Source organism: Ramlibacter henchirensis (assembly GCF_004682015.1).
GTDB lineage: Bacteria > Pseudomonadota > Gammaproteobacteria > Burkholderiales > Burkholderiaceae_C > Ramlibacter > Ramlibacter henchirensis.
This window is the reverse complement of sequence record NZ_SMLM01000002.1, coordinates 144,214-159,521: the sequence shown is the minus strand read 5'-3', so window position 1 is coordinate 159,521 and position 15,308 is coordinate 144,214. Positions and strand designations below refer to the sequence as shown.

At 69.5% G+C, this 15,308-nt stretch carries 15 protein-coding genes; 3 read left to right on the top strand and 12 right to left on the bottom strand.

From position 1 onward, the window contains the following. Position 1: 1 nt before the first annotated feature. From EZ313_RS13450 to EZ313_RS13435, 4 genes are read right to left on the bottom strand one after another with little or no spacing between them, the layout of a single operon-like run. Entirely contained in the window at positions 2–406 is a 405-nt protein-coding gene (locus EZ313_RS13450; RefSeq protein ID WP_167772580.1) for a DUF2894 domain-containing protein, read from the bottom strand. 20 nt (positions 407–426) lie between these two features. Next, positions 427–1,095: an OmpA family protein gene (locus EZ313_RS13445; protein WP_135263801.1), complete on the bottom strand. Its 669-nt coding sequence runs from the start codon at positions 1,093–1,095 to the stop codon at positions 427–429. Next, on the bottom strand, positions 1,092–2,999 hold the full coding sequence (locus EZ313_RS13440; RefSeq protein WP_135263800.1) for a coiled-coil domain-containing protein: 1,908 nt from the start codon (positions 2,997–2,999) through the stop codon (positions 1,092–1,094). The genes EZ313_RS13445 and EZ313_RS13440 overlap by 4 nt, the downstream gene beginning before the upstream one ends. Further along, complete coding sequence (locus EZ313_RS13435) at positions 2,996–3,739, bottom strand: DUF3348 family protein (protein WP_167772579.1); 744 nt, start codon at positions 3,737–3,739, stop codon at positions 2,996–2,998. The genes EZ313_RS13440 and EZ313_RS13435 overlap by 4 nt, the downstream gene beginning before the upstream one ends. 317 nt (positions 3,740–4,056) lie before the next feature. On the opposite strand from EZ313_RS13435, the gene EZ313_RS13430 reads away from it, so the two are divergent. Beyond that, positions 4,057–4,860, top strand: a complete 804-nt coding sequence (locus EZ313_RS13430; RefSeq protein WP_135263798.1) for an alpha/beta fold hydrolase — start codon at positions 4,057–4,059, stop codon at positions 4,858–4,860. Between the two features lie 17 nt (positions 4,861–4,877). Here the strand turns inward: EZ313_RS13430 and EZ313_RS13425 are convergent, their stop codons facing one another. The 7 genes from EZ313_RS13425 to EZ313_RS13395 form a co-directional block, all read right to left on the bottom strand. Then, complete coding sequence (locus EZ313_RS13425) at positions 4,878–5,969, bottom strand: alpha/beta fold hydrolase (protein WP_135263797.1); 1,092 nt, start codon at positions 5,967–5,969, stop codon at positions 4,878–4,880. A 94-nt stretch (positions 5,970–6,063) separates the two neighbouring features. Further along, positions 6,064–6,756, bottom strand: a complete 693-nt coding sequence (locus tag EZ313_RS13420; protein ID WP_135263796.1) for an alpha/beta hydrolase — start codon at positions 6,754–6,756, stop codon at positions 6,064–6,066. A gap of 19 nt (positions 6,757–6,775) precedes the next feature. Continuing rightward, a complete protein-coding gene (locus EZ313_RS13415) occupies positions 6,776–7,471 on the bottom strand; it encodes a pseudouridine synthase (RefSeq protein ID WP_135263795.1) in 696 nt (231 codons plus the stop codon). Between the two features lie 32 nt (positions 7,472–7,503). Further along, positions 7,504–8,232 carry a glutathione S-transferase gene (locus tag EZ313_RS13410; protein ID WP_135263794.1) on the bottom strand — a complete coding sequence of 243 codons (729 nt, stop codon included), beginning with the start codon at positions 8,230–8,232 and terminating at the stop codon, positions 7,504–7,506. Positions 8,233–8,264: 32 nt separating this feature from the next. Then, positions 8,265–9,104 (bottom strand): class I SAM-dependent methyltransferase, encoded by an 840-nt coding sequence (locus tag EZ313_RS13405; protein WP_135263793.1) that lies wholly within the window; start codon positions 9,102–9,104, stop codon positions 8,265–8,267. Positions 9,105–9,235: 131 nt separating this feature from the next. Next, on the bottom strand, positions 9,236–10,081 hold the full coding sequence (locus tag EZ313_RS13400) for a class I SAM-dependent methyltransferase (protein WP_135263792.1): 846 nt from the start codon (positions 10,079–10,081) through the stop codon (positions 9,236–9,238). A gap of 166 nt (positions 10,082–10,247) precedes the next feature. Then, a complete protein-coding gene (locus EZ313_RS13395; RefSeq protein ID WP_420849314.1) occupies positions 10,248–12,050 on the bottom strand; it encodes a glutamine--tRNA ligase/YqeY domain fusion protein in 1,803 nt (600 codons plus the stop codon). 154 nt (positions 12,051–12,204) lie between these two features. Here EZ313_RS13395 and EZ313_RS13390 point away from each other — a divergent pair, with 154 nt between their 5' ends. Beyond that, positions 12,205–12,621 (top strand): hypothetical protein, encoded by a 417-nt coding sequence (locus EZ313_RS13390; protein WP_135263790.1) that lies wholly within the window; start codon positions 12,205–12,207, stop codon positions 12,619–12,621. A gap of 90 nt (positions 12,622–12,711) precedes the next feature. Here EZ313_RS13390 and EZ313_RS13385 read toward each other — a convergent pair whose 3' ends face one another. Then, the gene (locus tag EZ313_RS13385; RefSeq protein WP_135263789.1) at positions 12,712–12,999 is read right to left on the bottom strand and encodes a hypothetical protein; all 288 of its coding nucleotides are present in this window, start codon (positions 12,997–12,999) and stop codon (positions 12,712–12,714) included. A 519-nt stretch (positions 13,000–13,518) separates the two neighbouring features. Here EZ313_RS13385 and EZ313_RS13380 point away from each other — a divergent pair. Beyond that, complete coding sequence (locus EZ313_RS13380) at positions 13,519–15,303, top strand: thiamine pyrophosphate-requiring protein (protein ID WP_135263788.1); 1,785 nt, start codon at positions 13,519–13,521, stop codon at positions 15,301–15,303. Positions 15,304–15,308 lie beyond the last annotated feature (5 nt).

The following is a 15,308-nucleotide window of genomic DNA, read 5'->3' as shown; positions in this document are numbered from 1 at the left end:
GCTACTTGCGCCGGCGCGCCTTGGCGGCCGGCTTGCCGCCGCGGGCCTGTTCGCGCGGGTATTTTTCGCGCGCCTTCTCCAGCCACTGCAAGGTCTCGACCTGCACGAGGAACCGGCGCAGGTAATCGGTCGACAGGTCGCGCATCAGGTCGAGCGAGCGCAGCACCAGCGCGTGCGAGTTGAGCGGGCCGGCGTTGGCCGGCGTCCGCGCGAGAGCCTGTTGCAGGCGATCTAGCGTGCGGCCGCTTTCCCACGCCTTGCGGAAGCGGCGCGCGTTGGGCAGTTCGTCGGGATTCGCGGGCTCGCCATCGTCTTCAGTCGCGCTGCGCTGCGCGACCACCTCGCGCAGGTACGCGTTCAGCTCGGCGAGCGGGGCGCAGCCGGCCGCCCGCTGAATTTGTTGCACGCGTCGCGACGACTCCGTGTTCATCGAGCCGCCGCTGTCGTGGCCGGACTCTTCGCTGCCGGAGCCCGCGGCACCGGCGCCATCTCCACCCGCCGGTTCAGCGCACGGCCTTGCTCGGTCGCGTTCGATGCCACCGGCTGCTCCGGTCCGAACGCGGCCGCGAACACCTGCGACGAGGGCATGCCTTCCTCGACCAGCGCGCGTGTCACCTTCAACGCGCGCTGCGCCGACAGCTCCAGGTTGTCGTCGAAGCGGCGATTGCCGTCGGACACGGGCTTGTCGTCGGTGAAGCCGCTGACCATCAGCAGCTCGTTGCGCTCGCCCAGGTAGACGCGCAGCGGATGCACCAGGCTCTTGAGCAGCTGCCGGCCCTCGGGACGCAGCTGGTCGGAGTTGACGGCGAACAGCACGCTGCCGCTGATGCCGATGCGGCCGTTGTCCACGGTGATGCGGCCGGCGGCGAGCGGAACCGCCAGCGCCTTCTCCAGCGCGATGCGGCGCTGCTCCTCGATGCGGCGCTTCTCGATCTCCGACTGCAGTGTCGCCACCAGATCCATCTGGCCCACCAGCACGCCCACCAGCACCAGCACGAAGGCGCCGACCAGGCCGGCCATCAGGTCGGCGAAGACGGTCCAGACCGGCGCGACGTCCTGCGCCGCGGCGTCACCGTCGTCCAGCTGCTCGATCATGCGAGGCTTTCCGCCACCGGCTGCTGCGGCCGCGCCTTGCCCTGTTGCAATTGGCGCAGGCTCTCGATCACGCCCTGCTGCGAAGCGATGCTCAGGTCGATGACCTCGCGCGCCTGCGCCACGTAGTACGCGAGCTGCTCGTCGCTGCGAGCCGTCGAGCGGTTCAGCGAAGTCTCCACGCGCTGCAGCGTCTCGGTGAGCTTGTCGTGGCTGGCCTGGAAGTGCCGCACGCTCTCGCCGAACGACTCGGCCAGCCCGGTCAGCTCGGTCGCGCTGCCGCTGACGCGCGAAGCCATGTCGGTCGCCTGGGCGGCCTGCGAATCGAGCGCCTGAGCGAAACGCGCGTGGGCCTGCTCCAGCACCGACGTGGCGGAACCGACCATGCTTTCGACGGCCGCGCGCTGCTCGCCCGACGCCTGTTCCACCGACTGCACCAGCGCGCCCAGGCGCTCGAGCAGCACGGTGCGCTCCTGCAGCGCGAGGTTGTCTCGTTCGGCCACGCGGCTCATCTCCTCGCGCAGTTGCCCGATCACGCCGGCCGCGGCCTGCGGCACTTCGGCCGCGGTGTTCAGCAGGCGCGTGATGGGCACTTCCAGCGCGGCGCCCAGCGTGGCGAGGTGCTGCGCGACGGCCGCCTCCAGGTCCGACAGGCGCTGCACCGCGGCCTCGCCCCGCTGGCTCTCTTCCTGCCGCAGCGCGCCGAGTTCCGTGCGCCACAGCTGCGCAAGCTTGTCCATGCGCTCGCCATGCTGCTGCAGCCAGCGCGATTCCACTTCGGCGCGCGACTCGACCAGCTGCCGCGACTGCTCCAGCAATCGCGACACCTGCTCCAGCGCCTGCAGCGACTGCGCGCCGGCGCGATCCGTGACCTGCTGCGCGCGGCGTTCCAGCGCGTCGGTCCAGGCCTGCAGCCGCTGCTGCTCCGCCGCGGTGAACTGTCTGGTGAGCGAATCCACCTGCGACTGCGCCACGTCGCCCAGGCGTCGATGCAGCCGCTGCGATTCATCCACGATTTTCGCCATGGCCTTCTCGACGATCGGCTGCACCGTCTCGCCCGTGGTCTTCGCATTCGCCGCCAGGCTCTCCTGCAGCGAAGCGCCGACGTTGCGCGCGAGCTCCGAGTACGCCAGCGTGACTTCGCGCTGCAGCTGCGCCTGCCGGTCCAGCAGTTGCGCATCCAGCTGCTCGCTGCGGCGCTCGATGCGCTCCATCACCTTGTGCAGCGCGTCGACCACCTCGGGCAGCGATCGCGCCTGCGCCTGCAGCGCGCGAACCGTTTCCTGCCGGTGGTGCGTCAGCGAGAACGGCTGCAGCACGGTGGCCACGCGTGTATCGAGCAGCCGCCCGGCTTCGAGCCGCTCGCGCCGGCTGATCGCGGACATCAGGCCCAGCATGGCGGAAGCGGCCACGCCGGCCACCGAGGTGCCGAACGAAAGCCCGAGCCCGCGGATCGGTTCGGCCAGCGCCGAGCGGATGGCCTGCAGGTCAGTCGAGCCTTCCAGCGCGAACACCGCGCCCTTGAACGTGATCACCATGCCGAGGAAGGTGCCCAGCATGCCGAGCATGACCAGCAGTCCCACGAGGTAGGGCGTGAGCGCCGGGCCGGGCAGGCCGCCGCGCTCGCCTTCGATGCGCGAACGGACGACCGGGCGCAGCGGAGAAGGCACGCGCTCCAGCCAGTCGGGCAGCGTCGCGGGTGTTTCGTTCAAACCTTCCAGCGCATTGCGCAGGCCCGCAGTCGTCGCGCGGAACTGCCGCAGCTCGAAGGCGCCCAGCAGGTACACCGCGGCGATCACCACGGTCATCACCAGGGCCAGCCAGCTGGTCCCCACGAAGCTGAAGCCCACCCACGCAAGCGCGAGCAGGCCGATGCAGAAGGCGAGGGCGAAGGAGCGGTGGTTCATGCTTTCTGGATTCCGGATTCGTGGCGCAGCGCGTCGACCAGGCCCGCGACGGGTTCGAGGCGCAGCTCCAGCTCGGCGAGCAGTGCCTGGCGCCAGTCCTGTTCGAAGGTGTGGAGCCAGCCGCCGGGCTGGCGCCACTGGGCGGGATCGTCCGGCTCGCCGGCGGCGTCCTGCTCCTGGCGGTATGTCGAACGCAGTTGATGGAAGCGGCGCTCCAGCAGGGACGCAGTCGTGGGCAAGAGGGCCTGCTCGCGCTCGGCGAGCAGCTCCTCGAATGCCGCGTCGAGAACGGCGAGCTGCCGCAGTTGTGGAGAGATGCGCGAGACGGCCTGCCGCACGTGGTCACGCAACGCGCCGAGCATCTGGCCCATCTGGCGCTGCAGCTCGAGGTGGCGTTGCTGATAGGACGCGTAGCCGAAGCCCTCATCGGCGGGCTTGAGGTTGGCCAGCGCCAGCGGGTCCTGCGAGATCGCTTTCGACAGCACAGCGCGCACCCGCTGCACGTCCTGCGCGACGGCATCCACTTGCTTGCCGCTCGTTTTCGCGCGCCGCGTGTCGCCGGCCGGACCCGCGCGCAGGGCCTGGTGCACGGCCTGCAGCCGGATCGCATCGAGCGGGCCGAACCACGTGCTCATTCGCTCGGCGACGTCGGGCCCGCCCGCATCCGCATCCACGGGCGACCATGCGCCCAGCAGGCGGACCAGCTTCGAAGCGCCGATGGAAGAAGAGATGCCGTGCAACAAACGATCCTTCGCACCCGCGGGGTGCCGTTGCTCTTTCCTGTGGTGCCAGCGTGGGCGGGGAGGCGGCCTTGGCCGGCCTCGGAGGAGGGCGATAAGCCCGGGAGCGGGCGTATTAGAAACGATCCGCAGAGCTTGGCGCCGCGCGGCCGAGCTGCGATTGCATCCGTGCGAAACAGCCGCCGAGGGCGCCGTTGCAGGGCGCCGCCTGCGACGTGCAGTTTTCCGCGACATGCGCCGAAAGATCAGCTGTGCGAACGCGTTGACGCCTGGCGCATGCGGGCTGATAGTGGCGCGCCGCCCACGCCGGAGCCTCCATGCCCACTGCACCGTTCTTCCGCGAAGCCGGCGCCGGCCCCACGGTGCTGTGCCTGCATTCCAACGCAGCGCACTCGGGCCAATGGCGCCCGCTGATGGAGATGCTGGCCGACCGGTTTCGTGTCGTGACGGTGGACTCCTGGGGCTCGGGCAAGTCGCCGGAGTGGCCCTCGGACCGCGAGATACGTCTCGCCGACGAAGTCGCCCTGATCGAGCCGCTGATCGCCTCCGCGCGCGGCGGCGTGCACCTGGTCGGCCATTCCTACGGCGCGTGCATCGCGCTGAAGGCTGCGCTGATGCATCCCGCGCAGGTGCGCAGCCTGTCCGTCTACGAGCCCACGATCTTCGCGCTGGTGGACCGCGACACGCCGCGGCCGAACCGCACGGAAGGCATCCAGCAGGCGGTGCGCGCCAGCGCGGCGTGCCTTGACCGCGGCGACGGCGAGGGTGCGGCCCGCGCCTTCATCGACTTCTGGATGGGCGAGGGCAGCTTCGACCGCACGCCGGCCGAGCGCCGCCCGCCCATCGTGGATTCGGTGCGCAACATCCGCCGCTGGGCGCACGCGTTGCTCACCGAGCCCGCGACGCTGGAAGATCTGGGCCGACTGCGCATCCCCGTGCTGTACATGGTCGGCGGCCGCTCGCCGGACTCGTCGCACTGCGTGGCCGAGCGGCTCGTGCCCGTGCTGGCGAACGCGCGCCGCGTGGACTTCCCGCAGCTGGGGCACATGGGACCGGTGACGCAGCCGGAGCCGGTCAACCGGGCGATCGCCGGATTCCTCGACGAAGTGGCGCGCGCCTGAACGCGCGCGTTTGCGGGTTACGGCGAACGATCGACCGCCGCCTCGGGCAGCGGCGCCTTGGCTTCATCCCGGCTGCGTTGCTCGTGGGCCGCGATGATCGGGCGCACGGTGGGCGGCACGTGTGGATCGAAGGATGCGATCGTCCCCGTCCTCTTCGCACCGAACGCCTCGTCGATGGCCCGCTCGATCTGCTCGTGCGCGTGGTAGTGGGCCATGTGGCCCACGCCCGCGAGCATGTGCACCCGCGCCTGCGGCAGCCTGGACTGCAGGCGCAGCGTCTGCCGCGGCGTCACGATGCGGTCCTTGGCGCCCGCGATCAGCGTGACGGGCACGCGCAGGTTGCCGTACTGCTTCGCGAGCGCGCGGGCCTGCGGCACCATGTCGCTGCCGTCCTCGAGCGTCGCCCGCTGCTGCAAGGGGCGCAGCAGCATCTCGCGCGGCAGCAGCTCGATGAAGCGGGCCGGCACCGGGTTGGGGTGGAACATGGACCGCACCGCCTGGCCGAGCGACGCCCGCGCCGTCCAGGCCTCGGTCGTGTAGCGAAGCAGGTCGCCCAGCAAGGGCAGGGCCGCCGGCATCGCCATCCACCGGTCCAGCCGGAAGCTCGGCCAGTAATAGCCGCTCACGAGCACCAGACCGGCCACGCTCGAGGGCTCCTGCAGGGCCATGCACAGCGCCACCTGCGTGCCCAGCGAATGGCCGACGACGACAGGCCGGTCCAGGCCGAGCACCGAAGCCGCGTGGTGCAGCAAGCGCGCCTGCCGCGCGGGCGTCCACACCTGGTCGCGTGGCCGGTCGCTGTGGCCGAAGCCGGGCCGGTCGATCACCAGCACCTGGTGCTTGCGCGCCAGCCGCTCCAGCAGCCCGCTGGCCTCGAAGTCCGCTCCATGCACGAGGTTGCCGTGCACCAGCATCACGGGCGGGCCTTCGCCCACCAGCTGGTAGTGCAGCCGCGTGCCGTTGATGTAGACGAGGTGGTTGTGCGCCTGGTAGCGCCGTTCGGCCGCGCGGGCGCGCTGCTCGACCCAGAACGCGCTGGCCGCTGCGGCCACGGCCGCCAGGGCACCGATGGAAGTGGCGCGTGCCGCGCCGGAGCTCATCATGTTCATCCGCGGAGCATCGCGTGATCGCAAGCTTGGGCGCTGTCGGGCGCGGCTGACGAAGGGCGTAGTTCTTGGCTGGCGCAGGCCTGCCGAGCCGCCCTCAGCCGTCGAGCATCCAGCGGCAGGCCCGCTCGGCAATTCGCGGCGGGATCACGTGGCCTCCCTCGAACTCTTCGTAGGTGACGTAGTAGTCCTCTTCGCGCAGGACCTGCACGATGCGGCGGCTGCAGCGATCGATGGGCAGCACGGTGTCGTGGGTCCCGTGCGAGACGAAGACCCGCGAGCCTGCGACGACCGGCTGCACGCCCGGGATGAAGCCCGGCGACAGGGCGACCGTGGCCCCGAACACGTCGCCATTGGCCAGGCCCAGCGCGAGCGCGTACGAGGCGCCGTCGGAAAAGCCCGCCACCGCGATGCGCTGCGGGTGGATGAGGAAGCGGTCGAAGGCCCAGTGCAGCGCGTGGTTCACCGCCTCGATGTCGGGGCCGCGGCGTCCGAGGATCGCGTCCCAGGTGTAGTCGCGTGAAGCGGGGGCGACCAGCAGCACGCCGGCATCGGAGGCGAAGGGCTCCAGGTAGTCGAGCGCGTGAGCGGGCTCGCCGCCGGAGCCGTGGAGCATCAAGGCCAGCGGGATCGGCTGGCCGGGTTCGGCCTGGCGTGGTGGCACGCGCACCAACGCTTCGCGGAGTCCATGCGGCCCGGGCGCGATGCGGTGCACGCCGGGCTCGGCCGAGCCGGCGAGGGCGGGATGCTTGGACGACCGTACGGCCAGGCGCAAGGGGACGTTTCTCATCGATGCGTTCGCGGCGGGCTCATCGCTCCGCCTCGGAATCAAACAGCGAAGTCCACTCCGGTCCGGCCGGAGCGTCAATCCGCATCCCACCCGGTAACCCAATGCTGGCCGCGTGCAACCACAGCCGGTTCACTCCCAACCACTGCGCCACCGCGCGGTTGTGCGCACCCTTGCCATGCGTCGTGTCCCCGACCAGCGGATGCGCGATGTGCTTGAAGTGCCGCCGGATCTGGTGGCGGCGGCCGGTGAGTGACTCGACCTCCATCAGCGCGTAGCGGCTCGTGCCGTGCCGGCCGTCCGCATTGAACGGCCATTCGAAGCAACGCAAGCGGCGGTAGCGCGTGACAGCGGGGACGCGGGGCTGGCCGGCCGAGGGGAGTTCGGGATCGCGTGCGAGCGGGTAGTCGATCTGGCCGCTTTCCGCGGGCCAGCCGCGGACCAGCGCGATGTACTGCTTCGCCACGGCGCCGCTTTCGAAAACCTGCCCCCATTCGCGGGCGACTGCAGCCGATCGCGCGAACAGCAACACGCCGCTGGTCGCCTTGTCCAGTCGGTGCAGGGGGAACAGGCGCTCGCCGAGCTGCTGCTGCAGCAAGCCCAGCGCGGTGCGCTCCTCGCCCGCATCGAGCGCACTCGGATGCACCAACAGGCCCCGTGGCTTGTCGATGGCGACCAGCTCGGGATCGAGGTGCAGGATTGAAAGCGAGTCACCCACGTGCGCAGCTTGCGTTCGACCGCCGCGTCGAATCAGCCGTCCAGCTCCGGATAGCGCCGGAAGATCCCCTGCTGGTTGAACGCGATGCGGCGCTCGCTGGCCAAGTACTTGCCCAGCCGCCGGTGCGCGGCCACCCCCGAGTGCAGGGTGGCCACGAGCGGTGCGCGCTTCAGCACACGGCGCGCGGCCTTCGGGAAGGCGTACTGCAGCCCCTCGACCACCTGGAACAGCGACAGGTCCGCATAACTGAGCCGGCTGCCGACCAGGTGCGGCGCAGCACCGCCCGCGTTGCGCGGATTGCGTTCGAGCACCGCCTCGAACCAGCCCATGAACTTGGGCAGCCGCGACTGGCGGAAGTCGGCCGCACGCCGCTGCGCCTCGGCCTGCTGCTCCTCGTAGTAGAGCCCGCTCGCGATGGGGTGGTGCGTGTCGTGCACCTCGGTCACGAAGTCGGCGATGGTCAGCTGCAGCTGGTGCGTCCACAGTGCGTCGGCTTCGCTCTTGCCCACCAGCCCGAGCCGCGGCCCCAGGTACATCAGGATGGCCGCGGTCTGCGCCACCACGATGCGGCCGTCCACGAGGAAGGGCGGTGCGAACGGCGGCCGGCGCACGTCGGCGGACGAGAGATAGTGTTCCATCGCCTCCATCCCACCTTCCTCGCGGGCGACGTCGCTGTACGGCGCGCCCGCGGCTTCGAGCGCAAGCCGGACGAATTCGCCGCGGCCCTGGATCGTGGGCCAGTAGTGGAGTTCGTACGGCATGGACGCGGGCGCAGACGGTGGTCCGTCCGCGCTCACGACCGCGTCGCCGTGAACCGCCTGGGCTGCGCTCCGGCGGTGGCCACCATGCCGTCCATGCGCCCGCCGTTGTCGGCCGTGCCCTCGAAGCGCATCGTCCCCCCGGGGCCGCCCCGGACGTCGAAGCGGATGGCCGGTCCGCGCAGGCGAGGCAGTTCCAGTGCGAACCGCTCGCCGCCGACCAGCGCATCGCCCTCCAGCTGCTGGAACTGCTGCCGCAGCTCCACCTGCAGCGGGGGCTCGCCTTCCACGCGCACTGTCCAGGTGCCGCCCACCTTCGCGGGCACGATCCACAGGTGCGCGTCGCGGCCGGACACGTCGTCGGTGCGGTCGGGCGTCCAGGGACCCATGGTGAACTGATGTGACGTGACGCGCGTACCGGGCTTCATGTCCAGCAGGATCGGGCGCAGCTTCTCATTGAGGTTGGGCAGCAGGTACAGCGTGACCACGTCCGCGTCCGAGAAGTCGGCCTGGAAGATGTCGCCCTGCGCGAAATCGACCTCCACGCCCGCCTCCCGCGCGTTGCGGCGGGACAGGGCCACCATGTCCGGATTGAACTCGATGCCCCGAGCTCGGGCGCCGCGCTTGGCGGCCGCGATGGCGATCTTGCCGTCGCCCGAGCCCAGGTCCACGACGCGTTCGCCGCGCTTCACCTCGGCCATGTCGAGCATCCGCTCCACCACCGCGTCAGGCGTCGGCACCCAGATGACGTCCTTGCCGGCCTGGCCGACGACGGGCTTGAAGTCTTCGCGCGGTGGGGTTGCGCATCCGGGCAGCAGGGGCAGGAGCAGCGAAGCTGAACCGGCGGCAATGAGTTGGCGACGGAGGAGTTGCATGGACGTTCCTGGAGTGATCGCGGAAGGCGGCGCAGGCAGGGCGGAGTGCCATGCGCACCGCCGGGAATCCTGCCAGCAATCCTTGCAGTCGTGGGGTGGCCGTTACTTGCACGAGCACCCCAGCAGCAGGCTCACGCCCGCGTGGCGGTGAACGGCCTGGGATGCGCTCCGGCCGTGAGCACCGTGCCGTTAATGCGGCCGCCGTTGTCGGCCGTGCCCTCGAAGCGCATCGTCCCGGCGGGACCACCCCGGACGTCGAAGCGAATGGCCGGCCCGCGCAGGCGAGGGAGTGCCAGTTCGAACCGCTCGCCGGCGACCAGCGCGTCACCCTCCAGCTTCTGGAAGTTCTGCCGAAGCTCCACTTGCAGCGGCGGCTCCCCGTCCACCCGGGCCGTCCAGGTGCCGCCGACCTTGGCGGGCACGATCCACAGGTGCGCGAAGCGGCCCGCCACTTCGTCCGTGCGGTCCGGCGGCCAGTGGCCGATGCCGAATTGGTGCGAGGCGACGCGCGTGCCGGGCTTCATGTCCAGCAGGGTCGGAAGCAGCCGCTCGTTCATTTCGGGCATCAGGTACAGCGTGACCACGTCGGCGTCGGAGAAGTCGGACTGGAAGATGTCGCCCTGCACGAAATCGGCCTGCACGCCCGCTTGCCGCGCATTGCGGCGGGACAGGGCCACCAGGTTCGCGTCGTATTCGATGCCCCGGGCGCGCGCGCCTCGCCTTGCCGCCGCAATGACGATCGTGCCGTCGCCCGACCCCAGGTCCACCACCCGGTCGCCGCGCTTCACCTCGGCCATGTCCAGCATCCGCTCCACCACCGCGTCCGGCGTCGGCACCCACATCGCGTCCTTGCCGTCCTGGCCGACGATGGGGGAGTAGACGTCGCGGGGGCGGGGTTGGGCGCAGCTGGAGAGGAGGGGGGGGAGGAGGAGGGAGGCGGAGGCGGCGGCGAGGAGGTGGCGGCGGATGGGGTGCATGGGGTTCTCCCGAGGCTATCGCGCAGTGCGCAGAGAAACGGCTTCGTGCAACGTGCCGCGTGCCGGATGGTGCCAGCATCGGCGGCCGTGAGCGGCTCGCTGCTTGAGCCACACCACAGCCGCAGCTTCACGAGAACGAGACGTGCTCGAACACTGTCGCATCCGACTACTTGGTCCAACTGTCTTTGAGGCCCGTGATGCGGTTGAACACTGATCGACCGACCACTGGCCCATGCTCCACCCGATCCGCCACAAAATAACCATGCCTCTCAAACTGAAACTTCTCATCCCCCTTCGCTGACCCCAGCGACGGCTCCAGGTACGCCGTTACCACCTTCAACGACTCCGGGTTCAGTTCTTCGAGGAAGTCCTTCTCCCCCGTATCCGGCTGCGGCACCGAGAACAGGCGGTCGTACAACTGCACTTCCGCCTTCAGTCCATCGGCCACGCCCACCCAGGTGATGTTGCCCTTCACCTTCACCGCGTCCGCGCCCGGCGTGCCGCTCTTGGTGTCGGGGATCAGCTTCGCGCGCACGCGCACCACGTTGCCACTCGCGTCCTTGTCCGCACCGATGCACTCGACGACGTGCCCGTACTTCAGGCGCACCTTGTTGCCGGGGAACAGCCGGAAGAAGCCCTTGGGCGGCGTCTCCTCGTAGTCGCTGCGCTCGATCCACAGCTCGCGGCCGAACATGAACTTGCGGCGGCCGCGGCTTTCGTCGTGGGGGTGCACCGGCGCGCTGCATTCGTCCAGCGCGTCGTCGCCGCCCATCAGGTCGCCCCAGTTCTCGATGACCAGCTTCACCGGGTCCAGCACCGCCATCGCTCGGGCGGCCTTGGGGTCGAGGTCGTCGCGCAGGGCGGCTTCCAGGATGCTGAAGTCGATCCAGCCGTTGGCCTTGCTCACGCCGATGCGCTCGCTGAAAAGCTGCAGGCTCTCGGGCGTGTAGCCGCGCCGGCGCAGGCCGACGATGGTGGGCATGCGCGGGTCGTCCCAGCCGCTCACGTGGCCTTCGTCCACCAGCTGCTTCAGCTTGCGCTTGCTGGTGATCACGTACGTGAGGTTCAGGCGCGCGAACTCGTACTGGCGCGGTTGCGGCGGGTTGATCAGGCCGCCTTCGCGCAGCCGGTCCATCAGCCAGTCGTAGAACGGCCGCTGGTCCTCGAACTCCAGCGTGCAGATGCTGTGGGTGATGTTCTCCAGCGCGTCCTCGATCGGGTGCGCGTAGGTGTACATCGGATAGATGCACCACTTGTCGCCGGTGTTGTGGTGCTCGGCGTGCTTGATGCGGTACAGGGCCGGGTCCCGCATGTTGATGTTGGGACTGGCCATGTCGATCTTCGCGCGCAGCACCGCGGCGCCGTCGGCCAGCTTGCCGTCGCGCATCTCGCGGAAGCGCTTCAGGTTCTCCTCGATGCTGCGGCTGCGGTAGGGGCTGTCCACGCCGGGGCGGGAGAAGTCGCCGCGGTTGGCGCGCATCTCCTCGGGCGACTGTTCGTCCACGTAGGCCAGGCCCGCCTCGATCAGGTACTCGGCGGCGCGGTACATGAAATCGAAGTAGTCGCTGGCGTGGTACAGGTGGCTGGTGCCGTGCGCGTCCCAGCTGAACCCGAGCCAGCGCACCGCGTCCTTGATGCCCTCGACGTATTCGATTTCCTCCTTCTCGGGGTTGGTGTCGTCGAAGCGCATGTGGCACACGCCGCCGTAGTCGCGCGCCAGGCCGAAATTGAGGCAGATGCTCTTGGCGTGGCCGACGTGCAGGTAGCCGTTGGGTTCGGGCGGGAAGCGGGTGCGGATGCGGGCCGGATCGGGCTCGCCGGCCTGGTGGGTGGCGGCGTCGGCGGGGCGGCCGGCCCAGCGCCGGTGTGCGAAATTTCCCTGCTCCAGGTCGCGTTCGATGATCTGGCGAAGGAAATTGCTGGGTTTTGCGGTGTCTTTCTCTGCGGGAGACGTCATATTGAAGGGCATTCTAGGTGGCGCCCCGTGCTGGCCTGCGAAACGGATGGGTTACGTCTGGCAACGGTCTTGACCGTGCAGCCGTAGTCCGCACCCCCTGCCCAGCGTTAAATACGCACAGAGGCCGTGCAGTTCGCGCCTCTGCAAACGTTGCAGGAGATTTCATATGCTGTTCCGCTCCCTGTTCCACAAGGCCCTCGCGGTTGCCGCGCTCGGCCTGGCCGCCGCCGGCGGCGCGCAGGCAAGGGACGTCTACTGGTCGGTGGGCATCGATGCGGCCCCCGGCGTCTCGGTCGGGGTGGGCAACCATCGCCCGGTCGTCGTTCAGCCGGTGCCCGTGTACACGGCGCCGCCAGTGATCTACACGCAGCCCCCGGTGGTGTACGCGCCCGCGCCGGTGCTCTATCCCAACGGCTACCTGGCGCCGGTTGTGGTGCACCAGCCGGTATACCGCAGCTTTTACGGCCACCACCATGGCCACCACTTCCGCGGCCACGGCCACGGGCATGGCGGCCACCACTGGCGCAGCCACGACCGCGGCCATGGCGGCAAGCACGGCAGAGGGCACGGCCGTCACGGATGATTCGATGAGTGATCGCTGAAGAGCGAACCCCTTCTTTTCGGTTCTCTCCAAGGCTGCCCCCGCAAGCGCATTGGCGCCGCGGGGGTTTTTTTATGGCTGGCCCTTGCGAGTGCCGTCGAGGTGCGGGTCGAAGTAGTCCTCGTCCTCGGGCGGGAACGTCGGGCGCAGGAGCTTCTGCTGTTCAAGCTGGGCGCGCAGGTAGGGGCGGATGCTCTCCATGCCGTAGCCGCTGCGGCCGCGCCGTGGGGCTCCCCACGCGGCGGCTGTCGCGCGCTCACGCTCGCGCTCGCGCTGCGCGTTGCGTGCGCTGGGTCCGGAGTTTCTGCTGCGCTTGCTCTCGGGATCCCGGGGGGAATCGGTGTCGTCGCGTGCGGCCATGGGTTGTGTCTTCCCGCCGGTCCCTTCCTCTGTTTCCGGCGTGTGAAGACACCGTATCGCGACGTACGGACGCCGGATGCCCGAACCCTTCAAGTGCCATGGTAGGAGGGACCTTACCTGTGTGCGTCCTCCTACACAGCCCTGCAATGAACTCGTACAAATGCAGTTTTGTCGAGGCAAAAAAAGAGCCCCCAGGCTTTGGGCCTGGGGGCAACATGCCAGTCGCGGGACGGAGGGCCGGACCAGCTCACCCCGGAGGAGGAGGGGACTCAGAGGAGTCGGGGTGATTTCCATCGAGGGGTGGGCAGCCTTTCACAGCGACCCGCCCCTGCTAACCGTTGGTTTAGTAAACCGCATGCCTTCAAACTAGTTTGTAGGACATGACCGCAATTCCTGTCGGAGGACTGCGAGTCCGCGGCAGCGCTTCCGCACGACAGCAGCACGACGCGCGAGAGCGCCTACCGCGCCGCGTGCGCTGCTCCGACGCCGCGCTGCGACTCGCGTTCTTAGTCTGCGCCGATGGGCAAGACAGTGGGCGACCAGATCCTCGAGCGCCTGCACGCGTGGGGCGTGCGGCGTGTGTTCGGCTATCCCGGTGATGGCATCAACGGCTTGATCGGCGCCTTCGGCCGCATGGGCGATCGCATGCAGTTCGTGCAGGCGCGCCATGAGGAGCTCGCCGCATTCGAAGCGTGCGCGCATGCCAAGTTCACCGGCGAAGTCGGCGTGTGCCTGGCCACCTCGGGCCCCGGCGCGATCCATCTGCTCAATGGCTTGTACGACGCGAAGGCCGATCACCAGCCGGTGGTGGCGATCGTCGGCCAGCAGGCCCGCACCGCGATGGGTGGGGACTACCAGCAGGAGGTGGACCTCGCGGCGCTGTTCAAGGACGTGGCGCACGAGTACGTGCAGACCGCGATGGCGCCCGGCCAGGTGCGGCACCTGATCGATCGCGCGATGCGCATCGCGCGCGACCAGCGCACCGTGACATGCGTGATCGTGCCGCACGACCTGCAGGAGGAAGCCGCGGTGGAGACGCCGCCGCGCGAGCACGGCACGGTGCACACCGGCATCGGCATGACGGGCGAGGCGCAGGTGCCCTCGCAGGCGGCGCTGCAGGCCGCGGCCGACGTGCTCAATGCGGGTCAGCGTGTCGCGATCCTCGTTGGCGCGGGTGCGCTGCACGCGGGCGAGGAGGTGCTGGAAGCCGCCAACTGCCTCGGCGCCGGCATCGCCAAGGCGCTGCTCGGGAAGGCGGCCGTGCCCGACGACCTGCCGTATGTCACCGGATCGATCGGCCTGCTCGGCACGCAACCGAGCTGGGAGTTGATGGAAGGCTGCGACACGCTGCTGATGGTGGGATCGAGCTTCCCGTATTCGGAGTTCCTGCCCAAGGAGGGCGCCGCTCGCGGCGTGCAGATCGACCTGGACAGCCGGCGGCTGGGCCTTCGCTATCCGATGGAGGTGAACCTCGTCGGCGACGCCAAGCTCACGTTGCGCGCGCTGCTGCCGTTGATCGAACCCAAGCAGGACCGCAGCTGGCGCGAGCAGGTCGAGGCCGGCGTGGCGCGCTGGTGGAAGGTGATGGAAGAGCGCGCGATGAGCGACGCGCGCCCCATCAATCCGCAACGCGTGTTCTGGGAGCTGTCGTCGCGGTTGCCGGATGAGGCCATCGTCACGTGCGATTCGGGCACGGTCGCGGGCTGGTACGCGCGCGACCTGAAGTTCCGCGTGGGGATGATGGGCTCGGTATCCGGAGGACTCGCGTCGATGGGTTGCGCGATGCCGTACGCGCTGGCGGCGAAGCTCGCTTATCCCAAGCGGCCGGTGTTCGCGCTGCTGGGTGACGGCGCGATGCAGATGATCGGCCTCAATGCGCTCATCACGGTGGCGGATCGCTGGAAGCAGTGGGACGACCCGCGCCTGATCGTCATGGTGCTCAACAACGGTGACCTCAACATGGTCACCTGGGAGCAGCGCGCCACCGCCGGCGACCCGCGCTTCGACGCGTCGCAGTTGCTGCCTGCGTTCCCCTATGCCGAATACGCGAAGATGCTGGGCCTGCGCGGCATCCGGGTCGACCGGCCGGAGCAGGTCGGCCTGGCCTGGGAAGAGGCCGTGGCGTCCGACCGGCCGGTGCTGCTGGACATGGTGACCGATCCCAACGTGATGCCGATCCCGCCGCATGTGACGGCGAAGCAGACGAAGTCGTATCTGTCGGCGCTGTGGAAGGGGGATGCGGAGGCGGTGGCCACGTTGAAGGCGACGGCGCGGGAGTGGTGGGCGTCGGTGACGACGCGGTAGGTTCC

Bases quoted from the DNA above. Each gene is read 5' to 3' on its own strand.
- EZ313_RS13410 (WP_135263794.1), bottom strand. From the start codon at position 8,232: ATGCCGTACGAACTCCACTACTGGCCCACGATCCAGGGCCGCGGCGAA.
- EZ313_RS13445 (WP_135263801.1), bottom strand. From the start codon at position 1,095: ATGATCGAGCAGCTGGACGACGGTGACGCCGCGGCGCAGGACGTCGCG.
- EZ313_RS13395 (WP_420849314.1), bottom strand. From the start codon at position 12,050: ATGCCCTTCAATATGACGTCTCCCGCAGAGAAAGACACCGCAAAACCC.
- EZ313_RS13390 (WP_135263790.1), top strand. From the start codon at position 12,205: ATGCTGTTCCGCTCCCTGTTCCACAAGGCCCTCGCGGTTGCCGCGCTC.
- EZ313_RS13425 (WP_135263797.1), bottom strand. From the start codon at position 5,969: ATGAACATGATGAGCTCCGGCGCGGCACGCGCCACTTCCATCGGTGCC.
- EZ313_RS13380 (WP_135263788.1), top strand. From the start codon at position 13,519: ATGGGCAAGACAGTGGGCGACCAGATCCTCGAGCGCCTGCACGCGTGG.
- EZ313_RS13400 (WP_135263792.1), bottom strand. From the start codon at position 10,081: ATGCACCCCATCCGCCGCCACCTCCTCGCCGCCGCCTCCGCCTCCCTC.
- EZ313_RS13440 (WP_135263800.1), bottom strand. From the start codon at position 2,999: ATGAACCACCGCTCCTTCGCCCTCGCCTTCTGCATCGGCCTGCTCGCG.
- EZ313_RS13405 (WP_135263793.1), bottom strand. From the start codon at position 9,104: ATGCAACTCCTCCGTCGCCAACTCATTGCCGCCGGTTCAGCTTCGCTG.
- EZ313_RS13430 (WP_135263798.1), top strand. From the start codon at position 4,057: ATGCCCACTGCACCGTTCTTCCGCGAAGCCGGCGCCGGCCCCACGGTG.
- EZ313_RS13385 (WP_135263789.1), bottom strand. From the start codon at position 12,999: ATGGCCGCACGCGACGACACCGATTCCCCCCGGGATCCCGAGAGCAAG.
- EZ313_RS13420 (WP_135263796.1), bottom strand. From the start codon at position 6,756: ATGAGAAACGTCCCCTTGCGCCTGGCCGTACGGTCGTCCAAGCATCCC.